Origin of the sequence: Parachitinimonas caeni (assembly GCF_030129945.1) — a bacterium.
GTDB lineage: Bacteria > Pseudomonadota > Gammaproteobacteria > Burkholderiales > Chitinimonadaceae > Parachitinimonas > Parachitinimonas caeni.
In genome coordinates this window covers 191,024-203,336 of sequence record NZ_JARRAF010000003.1, presented here as the reverse complement: position 1 = coordinate 203,336, position 12,313 = coordinate 191,024, and the positions used below count along the sequence as shown (strand labels likewise).

At 58.1% G+C, this 12,313-nt stretch carries 14 protein-coding genes; 7 read left to right on the top strand and 7 right to left on the bottom strand.

Annotated features, from left to right (window positions below):
• Window positions 1-37 precede the first annotated feature (37 nt).
• The 7 genes from PZA18_RS03900 (at window position 38) to PZA18_RS03870 (ending at window position 7,307) form a co-directional block, all read left to right on the top strand.
• A complete protein-coding gene (locus PZA18_RS03900) occupies window positions 38-1,429 on the top strand; it encodes a cystathionine beta-synthase (protein ID WP_284099486.1) in 1,392 nt (463 codons plus the stop codon).
• On the top strand, window positions 1,416-2,570 hold the full coding sequence (locus tag PZA18_RS03895) for a trans-sulfuration enzyme family protein (RefSeq protein WP_284099485.1): 1,155 nt from the start codon (window positions 1,416-1,418) through the stop codon (window positions 2,568-2,570). The genes PZA18_RS03900 and PZA18_RS03895 overlap by 14 nt, the downstream gene beginning before the upstream one ends.
• A gap of 300 nt (window positions 2,571-2,870) precedes the next feature.
• Window positions 2,871-3,872 (top strand): sulfate ABC transporter substrate-binding protein, encoded by a 1,002-nt coding sequence (locus PZA18_RS03890; protein WP_284099484.1) that lies wholly within the window; start codon window positions 2,871-2,873, stop codon window positions 3,870-3,872.
• A gap of 52 nt (window positions 3,873-3,924) precedes the next feature.
• A complete protein-coding gene (gene cysT / locus PZA18_RS03885; protein ID WP_284099483.1) occupies window positions 3,925-4,758 on the top strand; it encodes a sulfate ABC transporter permease subunit CysT in 834 nt (277 codons plus the stop codon).
• Window positions 4,759-4,779: 21 nt separating this feature from the next.
• A complete protein-coding gene (cysW, locus tag PZA18_RS03880) occupies window positions 4,780-5,655 on the top strand; it encodes a sulfate ABC transporter permease subunit CysW (protein WP_284099482.1) in 876 nt (291 codons plus the stop codon).
• Window positions 5,656-5,663: 8 nt separating this feature from the next.
• Window positions 5,664-6,701, top strand: a complete 1,038-nt coding sequence (locus PZA18_RS03875; RefSeq protein WP_284099481.1) for a sulfate/molybdate ABC transporter ATP-binding protein — start codon at window positions 5,664-5,666, stop codon at window positions 6,699-6,701.
• Window positions 6,702-6,764: 63 nt separating this feature from the next.
• Window positions 6,765-7,307, top strand: coding sequence for a HutD/Ves family protein (locus tag PZA18_RS03870; protein ID WP_284099480.1), 543 nt, complete (start codon window positions 6,765-6,767; stop codon window positions 7,305-7,307).
• A 64-nt stretch (window positions 7,308-7,371) separates the two neighbouring features.
• Here PZA18_RS03870 and PZA18_RS03865 read toward each other — a convergent pair whose 3' ends face one another.
• The 7 genes from PZA18_RS03865 to PZA18_RS03835 form a co-directional block, all read right to left on the bottom strand.
• Window positions 7,372-8,157, bottom strand: a complete 786-nt coding sequence (locus PZA18_RS03865; RefSeq protein ID WP_284099479.1) for a TIGR00266 family protein — start codon at window positions 8,155-8,157, stop codon at window positions 7,372-7,374.
• Window positions 8,158-8,294: 137 nt separating this feature from the next.
• Entirely contained in the window at window positions 8,295-8,933 is a 639-nt protein-coding gene (locus PZA18_RS03860; RefSeq protein WP_284099478.1) for a flavin prenyltransferase UbiX, read from the bottom strand.
• Window positions 8,930-9,553 (bottom strand): Gx transporter family protein, encoded by a 624-nt coding sequence (locus PZA18_RS03855; RefSeq protein ID WP_284099477.1) that lies wholly within the window; start codon window positions 9,551-9,553, stop codon window positions 8,930-8,932. Before PZA18_RS03855 ends, PZA18_RS03860 begins: the two co-directional genes overlap by 4 nt.
• Before the next feature lie 50 nt (window positions 9,554-9,603).
• Entirely contained in the window at window positions 9,604-9,996 is a 393-nt protein-coding gene (locus PZA18_RS03850) for a NusG domain II-containing protein (RefSeq protein ID WP_284099476.1), read from the bottom strand.
• Complete coding sequence (gene rapZ / locus PZA18_RS03845; protein ID WP_284099475.1) at window positions 9,986-10,837, bottom strand: RNase adapter RapZ; 852 nt, start codon at window positions 10,835-10,837, stop codon at window positions 9,986-9,988. The genes PZA18_RS03850 and rapZ overlap by 11 nt, the downstream gene beginning before the upstream one ends.
• 25 nt (window positions 10,838-10,862) lie before the next feature.
• Window positions 10,863-11,804: an HPr(Ser) kinase/phosphatase gene (gene hprK, locus PZA18_RS03840; RefSeq protein WP_284099474.1), complete on the bottom strand. Its 942-nt coding sequence runs from the start codon at window positions 11,802-11,804 to the stop codon at window positions 10,863-10,865.
• The gene (locus PZA18_RS03835; protein WP_284099473.1) at window positions 11,785-12,258 is read right to left on the bottom strand and encodes a PTS sugar transporter subunit IIA; all 474 of its coding nucleotides are present in this window, start codon (window positions 12,256-12,258) and stop codon (window positions 11,785-11,787) included. The genes hprK and PZA18_RS03835 overlap by 20 nt, the downstream gene beginning before the upstream one ends.
• Window positions 12,259-12,313 lie beyond the last annotated feature (55 nt).

Genomic DNA, 12,313 nt, shown 5'->3' with positions numbered 1-12,313 from the left:
TGGTTGTTTGAAAAACGGTTAACCCACGAGGTAAACAATGCCTTCTGATCCCGTTCTCGCGTTGATCGGCGAGACCCCGCTCGTAAAAATCACCCGGATCGACACCGGCCCCTGTGAGCTGTTTGTAAAACTGGAAAGCCAGAACCCTGGCGGCTCAATCAAAGACCGGATTGCCTTGGCCATGATCAAAGCGGCCGAGCGTGACGGCAAATTGCGGCCCGGCGGCACCATCGTCGAGGCAACGGCTGGCAATACTGGCCTGGGCTTGGCGCTGGTGGCAGCACGCAAAGGTTACCAGCTGAAGCTGGTGGTACCCGACAAGATGAGCACGGAGAAGATCCTGCATCTGCGGGCTTTGGGGGCTGAAGTCCTTTTGACGCGCAGCGATGTCGGCAAAGGGCATCCACTGTACTACCAGGATTACGCACAACGGATTGCTGACGAGACACCGGGTGCTTTCTATATTGACCAATTCAATAACCCTGCCAATCCTGCCGCCCACGAGCATGGCACCGCACCGGAAATCTGGCGCCAGACCGATCACCAGCTCGACGCAGTGGTGGTGGGGGTTGGTTCATCCGGTACCTTGACCGGCCTATCCCGTTTCTTTCGACGGGCTGCACCGAATGTCGAACTGGTGCTGGCTGATCCGGTTGGATCGGTGCTCGCGGGTTATGTCGAGACCGGTGAGGTCGGAGTGGCGGGGAGCTGGCGGGTTGAAGGCATCGGGGAGGACTTCATTCCGCCTCAGGCTGATTTCGGCCTGGTCCGTCAGGCATATCGCGTCAGTGATGGTGAGGCGATCGAGGCCGCGAGCCAGTTGTTGCAACAGGAAGGCATCCTTGCCGGATCTTCATCTGGCGCCTTGCTGGCAGCAGCGCTGCGGTACTGCCGTGCCCAGAACAAGCCGAAGCGGGTGGTGACCTTTGTTTGCGATAGCGGCAATAAGTATCTGTCCAAGCAATACAACGATGGCTGGCTGGTTGACCAGGGGCTAAAGGCTCTGCCGCGAAGGGGGGATCTCGCGGATATCGTGACCCGCCGTCACGATCTGGGCGCCACGGTTACCTGCCGGCCGGATGAATCCCTGGCTGATGCCTATGCCCGTATGCGCCGGCATGATGTCTCGCAACTGCCCGTTCTGCACGGTCAGGATGAAATCGTAGGGTTGCTGGATGAGTGGGATGTGCTGATTGCTGTCCACGAAGAACCAGAAAATTTTCAGCTCAAAGTGCGCGATGCCATGACAACCGAGCTGGAAACATTGTCGCCGCAAGCTTCGGTCGAACGCCTGTTGCGAACATTCAACGAGGGCCATGTGGCGCTGTTGGTGGAGCGGGGGCGATTTATCGGGCTGATTACTCAGAGTGACTTGATCAACCACTGGCGTCATCGCCAGTTGCAGGGAGTCAACCATGCCGCAGTTTGATACGCAGAGCGTTCATGCCGGTTACGAGCCGGATGCCACTGGCGCGGTGATGCCGCCGATTTACACCAGTACGACCTTTATCCAGTCTGCGCCGGGCCAGCCTGGCCCTTACGAGTATGCGCGCAGCGGCAACCCGACCCGGCAGGCGTTCGAGCGGGCACTGGCCGAGCTGGAAGGCGGTAGCACCGGGTTGGCCTTTGCTTCGGGCCTGGCGGCCACGGCAACGGTGCTGGAATTGCTGGATGCAGGTAGCCACATTGTGGCATTCGAAGATCTCTATGGCGGCGTTTGGCGCCAGTTCGAACGGGTGCGCAATCGCTCGGCAGGCTTGCGGGTGAGCTATGTACCAACGGGTGATCTGGCAGCACTGCGTGCTGCAGTGCGACCGGATACCAAGCTGGTCTGGGTCGAATTGCCCACCAATCCACTGCTCGAAGTGGTGGATCTGGAAGCGGTCGTGCAGATTGCCCATGCGGCAGGAGCGCTGGTGGTGGCAGACGCCACGTTTGCCACGCCGTACCTTCTGAAACCACTCGATTTTGGCGTCGATATCGTCGTGCATTCGGTCACCAAGTATCTGAATGGTCATTCCGACGTGATTGGCGGCGCTGCCGTGGTAAAGGACGCCGCACTGGGACAGCGGCTCGCCTATTTGCAGAACGCCATCGGGGCGGTGATGGACCCTTTCTCCAGTTTTCTGGCATTGCGAGGTTTGCGCACCCTGCATCTGCGCATGGCACGCCATTCTGAAAGCGCCCTGCGGATTGCCGACTGGCTGCAAGGACGAGCGGAAGTGTCCCAGGTGATCTATCCGGGCTTGCCAAGCCACCCCCAGCACATACTGGCTTGCCGCCTGTTTGCCAAAGGGCATGGTGGGGTGCTCTCGGTGCGGCTGGCGGCGGATGCAGCGGGGGTGAACCGGTTTCTGTCGCGACTGAAATTGTTTGCGCTGGCGGAAAGCCTGGGCGGGGTCGAGAGCCTTATCAGTCAGCCAGCCAGTATGAGCCACGGTTCCCTGACGCCTGAGTTGCGGGCAGAACGTGGCCTGGGGCCGGAATTGCTGCGGCTGTCGGTTGGGGTGGAGGACGCTGGGGATCTGATTGAAGACCTTGCCTATGCCCTGGACGGGCTCGGGCGTTGATGGTCCCGGAGGATAAGTGAAGTAGGGGAGAGAGCCGGGCCGGTTGGCCTGATGCGGTGGGGTTGGCTTTTTGCGGGCAATACGCGGTTGGATTGGTGTGGGCATTGCCGTGATGCATTGCTTGGCTTGATCACCACCACGGTACGTCAGCAGCGCCCAGGCGTCTTGGCCAGCCGGTAAACGGCTTTGGTATGGGTTTAAATTCCTGCAAAACATAAAGCGGAAGAAAAATATTATTTTTTGAAATATGCAGAGGCTTGCTAAGCTGCGGCCATCTCATCCCATCTGGCGAGTTCCAAGATGAAAACACGATTCTCAGTGCTGACGGCTTTACTGCTGGCAGCGGTGTCCGGCAGCGCCCTGGCAGGTAACGAGTTGCTGAACGTCTCGTATGACGTGATGCGCGATTTCTATAAAGACCTTAACCCGGCTTTCATCAAGGACTACAAAGCACGCACCGGGCAGGAGCTGACGATTCAGCAATCGCATGGTGGCTCGGGTAAACAGGCGCGCGCGGTGATCGACGGACTGGAGGCGGACGTCATTACCATGAACATGCCGCCAGACATTGACGCCCTCTATGACAAGGCCAAGCTGATACCGGAAAACTGGGCCAGCCGTCTGCCAAATAACAGTCTGCCCTTTACCTCGCTGCAGGTGTTGATTGTGCGCAAGGGCAACCCCAAGCAGATCAAGGATTGGTCTGATCTGGTCAAGCCCGGTATTCAGGTTGTGATGCCCAACCCCAAGGTTACGGGTAATGGCCGTTACAGCTATCTGGCGGCCTGGGGCTACGCGCTCAAGCAGCCCGGCGGAAACGAGCAGAAGGCGCGGGAGTTTGTCGGTGCCATGCTGAAGAATGTGCCTGTGCTTGACTCTGGTGGCCGTGCCGCCACTACGACCTTCATGCAGCGCAATATTGGCGACGTATTGCTGACTTTCGAGAACGAAGCCGAGATGATTGCTCGCGAGTTTGGCCGGGGCCAGTTCGAGGTGGTGTACCCCAGCCTGAGCGTTCGCGCCGAACCACCAGTTGCCGTGGTGGATAAAGTGGTGGACAAGAAAGGGACTCGCAAGCAGGCCGAGGAGTATCTGAAGTTCTTGTGGTCACCTGCTGGCCAGGAAATCGCGGCCCAGAACTATCTGCGTCCGCAAGATCCTGCAGTGTTGAAGAAATACGCCAGCCAGTTTCCTGCAGTGAAGCTGTTTACAGTGGATGAGGTCTTTGGCGGCTGGCGCAAGGCACAGAAGACGCATTTCGACGATGGCGGTAGCTTCGATCAGATCTACAGCAAGAAGTGATTTCCTGGGGTGCTCGTCCTTGAGCACCCATTTCCCCCTTACGTGATCAACTATGCGATTCAGACAAGCAAGCGTATTGCCCGGCTTTGGTCTGGCATTCGGTTACACCGTGTTCTACCTCGGTCTGGTGGTATTGCTGCCGTTGTCGGCGTTGATCATCAAGACCAGTAGTCTGACCTTCGACCGGTTCTGGGAGGTGGTTACGGCAGAACGGGTGATGGCGGCTTACCAGCTTACTTTCGGGGCCAGCTTTGTGGCGGCGCTGATCAATCTGTTCGCTGGTCTGCTGGTGGCATGGGTGCTCACCCGCTATCGCTTTCCTGGCAAGCGGCTGGTTGATGCGTTGGTCGATCTGCCGTTTGCCCTACCTACTGCAGTCGCAGGGATCGCCTTGACCACGCTGTATGCGCCAAATGGCTTGATTGGTGAATGGTTGGCACCGCTGGGCGTGCAGGTAGCATTCAAACCGCTTGGTGTGGTGGTGGCTTTGACGTTTATTGGCCTGCCATTTGTGGTGCGAACCGTACAGCCAGTATTGCAGGAGCTGGAGGCAGAGCTGGAAGAGGCGGCAGCCTGCCTGGGAGCTAGCCGCTGGCAGACCTTCGGCAAGGTGATTCTGCCAACGGTACTGCCAGCGTTGATGACAGGCTTCACTTTGGCTTTTGCCCGTGCGATTGGCGAGTATGGCTCGGTGATTTTCATCGCCGGCAATATTCCGCTGGAGTCGGAAATTGTCCCCTTGCTGATCATTGGCAAGCTGGAGCAGTACGACTATGCGGGGGCGACGGCGATTGCCAGCGTGATGCTGCTGATCTCGTTCGGCCTGATCTTCGTCATCAATCTGATCCAGTGGTGGCATGGTCGCCGCCACGGCATGCGCAAATAGCGCTGAGAGAGCGGAGTCTTCATGCATTCCCTTCATTCAAGCAAACGATCCGGCGCAACAGACGAACCCGCCTGGGTGCGCTGGCTGCTCACCGTAGCAGCCCTGGTCTTTCTGGCGTTTTTCCTGCTTTTGCCGCTGGCTGCAGTCTTTACCGAAGCCTTGCGCAAAGGCTGGGATTTATATTGGGAAGCCCTGAAAGAGCCAGAGGCGCTGTCGGCGATCAAACTAACCCTGATCATTACCGCCATCGCGGTTCCTCTGAATCTGGTGTTTGGCGTGGCGGCATCCTGGGCGATTGCCAAGTTCGACTTCAAAGGCAAAAGCCTGCTGATTACGCTGATTGATTTGCCGTTTTCGGTATCGCCGGTGGTGGCAGGCTTGATTTACGTGCTGGTGTTTGGCGCGCAAGGCTGGCTGGGGCCGTGGTTGGCCGAGCACGATATCAAGATCATTTTTGCCGTGCCGGGCATGGTGCTGGCGACGGTCTTTGTTACTTTCCCCTTTGTGGCACGGGAGCTGATCCCGCTGATGGAAGCGCAAGGCACCGACGAAGAGCAGGCCGCGCTGGTGTTAGGCGCCAGTGGCTGGCAGACCTTCTGGAAGGTGACTTTGCCGAATATCAAATGGGGGTTGCTGTACGGGGTGATCTTGAGCAATGCGCGGGCGATGGGGGAGTTCGGTGCGGTCAGCGTGGTATCTGGCCATATTCGTGGCCTGACCAACACCGTGCCACTGCATGTAGAGATTCTCTACAACGAGTACAACTTTGTAGCCGCCTTTGCCTGTGCTTCGATTCTGGCATTGCTGGCGCTGGTTACCCTGGCCGTGAAAACCTGGGTTGAATGGCGTAGCGAGCGGCAAATGGCAGCCGAGCAGGCTGTGGTTCACGATCACTGAGGCTGAGCATGAGCATTGAAATTCAATCGGTCGCCAAGCGGTTCGGCAACTTTGTGGCGCTCGACAACGTAGATCTGAAGGTTGAAACCGGCGAGTTGCTGGCCTTGCTGGGCCCCTCTGGTTGCGGCAAGACCACGCTGCTGCGGATCATTGCCGGGCTGGAAACACCCGATGCCGGGCAGATCCGCTTTCATGGCGAAGATGCCACCGGCACGCATGTGCGTGAGCGTCAGGTTGGCTTTGTATTTCAGCACTACGCACTATTCCGGCACATGACTGTGTTCGAGAACGTGGCCTTCGGTCTGCGGGTACGTCCCCGACAGACCCGGCCTCCCGAGGCCGAGATTCGTCGCCGAGTGCATGAGTTACTGGAGCTGGTGCAGCTCGACTGGCTGGCCGATCGTTATCCGGCACAGTTGTCGGGTGGGCAACGCCAGCGGATTGCCTTGGCCAGGGCCTTGGCCGTCGAACCCAAAGTGCTGTTGCTGGATGAGCCATTCGGCGCGCTGGATACCAAAGTCCGCAAGGAGTTGCGGCGCTGGTTGAAGCGCCTGCACAACGAGGTGCATGTGACCTCGGTCTTTGTTACCCACGACCAGGAAGAGGCGCTTGAAGTCGCTGATCGTGTGGTGGTCATGAACAAGGGCAAGATCGAGCAGGTTGGCACCCCTGAGCAGGTTTATGACACCCCGGCCACACCGTTTGTTTATCAGTTTCTGGGTGATGTGAATCTGTTTCACAGCCGGGTGCATGGTGGCTTTGCCGAAGTGGGTGAGCATGCTGGGGCGGAGGGTGTGGTGGCCTATGTACGTCCTCACGATATTGAACTCCTGCGAGAGCCTGCTGCCCTGACTCTGCCGGCGACGCTCGACCATATCCGTGCCATCGGCCCGGTGGTACGGCTGGAGCTGCGCCTTGATAATGGCGACCCTGTCGAGGCGGAGTTGAGTCGTGAAGCCTATGCAGACAAGCGGTATCTGGCTGGCGAACGACTGCATATCCGGCCACGCACCGCTCAGAATTTTGTAGAGGATTACACGATTTGATCCCGGCTCATGGCTACCATCGCGACGGTAAGCGTGGACTGGATTGATGAGGATGGAGGCATAATGAAGTGGACGATTGTGAATGCCGAGGCTGTGGCGCCACAGCCTTGGCGTAATGGGGGCGGTATCACCCGCGAACTGCTGGCCTGGCCACAATCGCCGGATTGGACCTTGCGGATCAGCGTAGCAGACGTTGAGGCCGACGGACCGTTCTCCCGCTTCGAGGGCATTCAGCGCTGGTTTGCCATTTTGCAGGGCGAAGGTGTGCGCCTGTTCGAGCGGGACGTCCACGCCGGAGATACCTTATTGGCCTTCGACGGTGCGCTGGCCCCCGATTGCACGTTGCTGGCGGGTAAAGTACGGGACTTCAACCTGATGCATCGTCGCCAGCAGGGACGGATGGCGGTAGTGGAGGCCGGGCAGCCTGTACAAGCTTCGGCTGACTGGTTTGGCCTGTTTACCGCCGAGGGTGGTTGCTTGCACGCGGGGACCAATCAACTGCATTTGCCGGCCATGAGCCTCGCCTGGACCGTGTCCGCAGAGGCCATTAATTGCCATTTTGAAGGCAGCGGGTCTGCCTGGTGGATGAGTTGGTGGGGGCAGTAAGAAGGTCGGGTTTTCAAAACAAACAGCCGGGGAATACCCGGCTGTTTTTTCAGGTACGGTGCGGTTAGTCGTCGTTGCTAAAGAGACTCGACAGTCCACCGCTTTGTTCGCCACCGCGGCTGCCCCCCATGGTCGAGGCCCCGACAATGCGGTTGGCCAGACGCGACAGTGGCAGTGATTGCAGCCAGACCTTGCCAGGACCGCGCAGGGTGGCAAAGAACAGCCCTTCACCGCCAAACAGCGCACTCTTTACCCCTCCGACAAACTGGATGTCGTAGTCCACGCTTTGCTGCATGGCCACCAGACAGCCAGTGTCCAGGCGCAATAGCTCTCCGGGGGCCAGATTCTTCTCGATGATCGCACCACCGGCGTGGATGAACGCCAGGCCATCGCCCTCAAGCTTTTGCATGATGAAGCCTTCACCACCAAAGAAGCCAGCGCCCAGTTTCTTCTGGAAGGCTAGCCCGATGGCCACACCCTTGGCGGCGCAAAGGAAAGAGTCTTTCTGGCAGATCAGTGTGCCGCCAACGTCCGGCAGATGAACCGGGATGATCTTGCCCGGATAAGGCGCGGCAAACGCAACTTTCTTCTTGCCGTGACCTTGGTTGACGAACAGGGTGGTGAACAGGGATTCGCCCGTCAGCAGGCGCTTACCGGCACCAAACAGCTTGCCCATCAGACCTTTCTGTGAGTCGGAACCGTCGCCGAAGATGGTTTCCATTTGTATGCCATCTTCCATGTAGAACATGGTGCCGGCTTCGCCCACAGCGGCCTCGCCAGGGTCGAGCTCAACCTCGACGAATTGCATGTCGTCGCCAAACAATTTGTAGTCGATTACATCCATAGCCATGGATTTAGCTCCTTCGTTGGTGCGGGGTATTGGATTGGAAACGGGAATGGGGTTGGGTTTCGAATTCGCGCCTGGGCTGGAATTCTGATTTGGTGATGAATTTCCGCTCGAATTCGAGTCAGGAAACAGGGGCGCAATCATGATGAAAACTCCGTCTTGGCGCTGGGCTCACCCCAGCGCTCCATCAAGGTATGGGCGACACCGATTTGATCAAGCACACGGGCCACCACAAAATCCACGAGATCACCCACAGACTGTGGATGATGATAAAAGCCCGGATTGGCAGGCAGGATGCAGACATTATTCATCCGGGCAAGTTTCAGCATGTTTTCAAGATGTAGCGCGGAGAAGGGCGCTTCTCGCGGCACAATCACCAATTTTCGTCCTTCTTTGATAGCGACATCTGCGGCGCGTTCGATCAGGCTATCGGACATGCCGGTTGCTACCGCCGCCAGTGTACCCATGGTACAGGGGCAGATCACCATCGCATCCGCGGGGTTGGAGCCGGAGGCAACCGGTGCAAACCATTCTTCACGACCAAACACCCTTAACTTGCCCGCAGCCTCGGGATAGCACTGCAGTAGCATGGCCTCGACATCCTTGGCGCGGGATGGCCATGTTTCGCCGATTTCCTGGCGGATCACCACCTGAGCGGCTTGTGAATACAGCAAGTAGGTTGTGGCGGAAGACGCGAGCAGGCATTCGAGCAAACGTAGTCCATACGGCATGCCAGATGCGCCGGTCAGTGCCAGGGTAACGGTACGAGGTGGGGTCATGGGCCGGTTTCTATCGGGGTGGAATGTGGATGTTGGGTGAGCCAGCGTGCCGCGATCAATCCGTTGATGCAACCGGTGATCAGTGCCGCAGTCGCCAATGGCGGTAATAGATAAACTAGTCCAGCGCTGGGAATCAGCCAATATCTTGCCACCAGCCACTGCCCTAGCAGATGGAACATTGCGGCAATCACTGACAGGCCGACCGGACCGAGCCACCGCTTCGGCAGGCGACTGAATGGGGCCAGAATCAGCAGGCTGCAACCGGCACCTGCCAGCGACAGCCAGAAACCCGGCGTCAGCAGGCTGCCCACCAACAGGGCGCTGGCGATGACCCGCAAGCCCACGACCCACGCAGTTACGCGCCAGCCATACCATTGCAGGGCGATGAGCGTCACGATATTGGCGAGCCCCGGTTTGATGCCGGGAATAGGCGATGGAAATGCCGCGTCGATCATCGACAAGCCAATGGCGACCGCAGCCATGTGGGCAACTTGCTTATCTTCGCTGGTGGCGCGCAGTGTGGGGACGGATGGCATTGGGTCGGCAGGTACGTCTTCTGGCAAGGTGTCGCGCTTTGGGATGGGCGTGTGCCGGATCGGGTGCAAAATCAACCGACGCAAGCGCACTCCTGCCACAGTCGAATAGGGCGGCGCATCTCATTTATTGGGCGTCAATAGCTAAGACTGTCATAGCGCGGCACGGCGGTTGGCAATTCGATGGCGGTTCGATTGGGTAGGCAGACTGCGAGTTGCCCGGCATGCTCCAGCCAGCCTGCATTCACGCAGTACTGGCGGGGGCCGGGGTCGGCAGCGATGCGAACCCTGCCGTCAGCAATTTCAACGATGGTGTCACCCAGAGGCCCTGGTACCGCCAAGCGTGCTGGGCCGGACAGATCCCGTTCGGCAAACAGGGTTCCGTTGGCAAAAATGCGTACTCGCTGTGCGTTCTGTTGGCTCCGCCAAGCCAGAGGGTAGCTGGCGGCAACGGCAACGGTGGCAAACAGCAGCAAAACGTAGTCCCCGGGCCTTAGCAGTTGGCGCCAGTCGGAAAGCTCAATCTTCATGAGGTGCTTCGCGATGGCGCACCAGTACCTGACGCAGACGGGAGAACTGCCGGGTCAGCAGCTCAGCCAGATAAACCGACCGGTGCTGACCACCGGTACAACCAATGCCTACGGTAAGGTACGGCCGGTTATCACGGTCAAATACCGGCAGCCAGTTTGCAACAAAGCGTTCGATGTCATCGGCCATCCGACCGACAGCAGGCTCTGCCGCGAGAAATCTGGCTACGGGCTCATCTTTTCCTGTCAGGGGGCGAAGCAGGGGATCGTAGTGGGGATTGGGCAGGCAGCGGACATCGAACACAAAGTCAGCATCCAGCGGGATGCCATGCTTGAAGCCAAACGATTGGAAAATCAACGTCAAGCGTGAATGGTCCAGTGCCACGAACTGGCGTACCCAGGCACGAAGGCCATTTGCGGCCAGCTCACTGGTATCTACCCGGTGGCCGAGTTCGATCAGGTCTGCCAGTAATTCGCGTTCGAGCAGAATGCTCTCGGTGACGGTGAGCGCTGGGTTGGATACCGACAACGGGTGGCGGCGCCGGGTTTCGGAAAAGCGTTTGACCAGCGTATCGGTCTTCGACTCCAGAAACAACAGGCGCACATCGACGCCCCGGTCTCGTAGCTCTGCCATGCACGCCGGAAGGGCCGGCAAGCTGACTGCGCCACGGATGTCTACGCTGATAGCCATCTGATTGTAGCCTTCATCCGCAAGCAGCTTGGCGGTTTGCGGCAGCAAGGCTGCGGGAAGATTGTCGATGCAGAAATAGCCCAGATCTTCCAGCATCTTCAAGGCGACGCTCTTTCCAGAACCGGATAGACCAGAAATCAGGATGAGTTGCATGGCCATTTTTCCCGTTGCGATGTGGCTATTCGCTGGACTCCATGAAGCGCTGGTGGCGCTCAATGAACTCGCGTGTGCTGTCTATGCCACGTAGTTGCAAGATGTAATTGCGGACAGCTGCTTCAACCAGTACTGCAAGGTTGCGACCCGCTGCAACCGGTAGAACAACCTTCCGGACTTCCACGCTCAAAATTTCCTGGGTCGCAGCTTGCATCTGCAGTCGATCAAGAGGATTCAGCGCTTCACTGGCTTTGGCAAGATGGATGATCAGCTTGAGGTTCTTGCGGGGCCGGACGGCGGTTTCACCAAAAATGGTGCGGATATTCAGCACGCCCAGGCCACGCACCTCAAGAAAATCACGTAACAGTGGCGGGCAGCGGCCTTCCAGCGTATCCGGGGCGATGCGATAGAGTTCAACCACATCGTCAGCAACCAGGCCATGACCGCGCGAGATCAGCTCCAGTGCCAGCTCGCTCTTGCCCATGGCGCTTTCACCGGTCAGCAGTACTCCCACCTCCAGCACGTCCAGAAAAACGCCGTGCATATTGGTCGATACGGCTAATGCCTTGGCCAGATAGAACCGCAGCACATCCATCAGGTATGGCGACTGTTCGGGCGATGTCAGCAAAGGGACATGGCTGCGCTCACAGGCGTCGCGCAGGATGTCGGGGATTCCCTGCGCGTTGGCAACAATCATCGCCGCCATATCGCTGGCAAATAAATGCGCTACTGACTTTTTCAGCTCCGGTGCTTCCAGACTTTTCAGATAGGCGATTTCAGCAATGCCAAGCACCTGAATCCGGTTGGGATGAACCAGATTCAAATGACCGACCAAGGCCAGCGATGGCTTTTGTTGATGCGAATCGTTGGACAACAGGTTGTTGGCACCGCTTTGCCCAGCAACCCAGGTGAGCCGAAGTTTCTCGGCGTTGTCGATGAACAGCTGCCTAACCGTGATTTGCGGCATGAGGTTGCCACTCCACGATTAATTTATGGGCTGCGTCTGCAGTTTCCACGGTTGTGAGGGCGTCTCGCAGTTTCTTGTCGCTGAACAGTTGCGCAAGTTCAGACAGAATCTGCAAGTGCAGATCGGTTGCATGGGCGGGTACCAGTAGCACAAAAGCCAGCTTCACCGGTTTGCCATCGGGGGCGTCGAATTGGATCGGCTGAGCGATGCGGACAAACATGCCCACGGCGTCTTTGAGCCCCTTGATACGGCCGTGGGGAATCGCGACCCCCTGGCCCAGCCCGGTTGAGCCAAGCTTTTCGCGGGCAAACAGGCTGTCAAAAATCTGGCTACGGGCGATCCCGTGGCTGTTCTCGAACAATATTCCGGCTTGTTCAAACAAGCGCTTTTTGCTTGAGACTTCTTCGTCAAGCAAGACATTGGTCAAGGGAAGAATTTGGGATAGCAGGGCCATTGCAGTAATCAGACAGGAGAGATGTTTTATTTTACGCGGCGTTTGGGCAATAAAA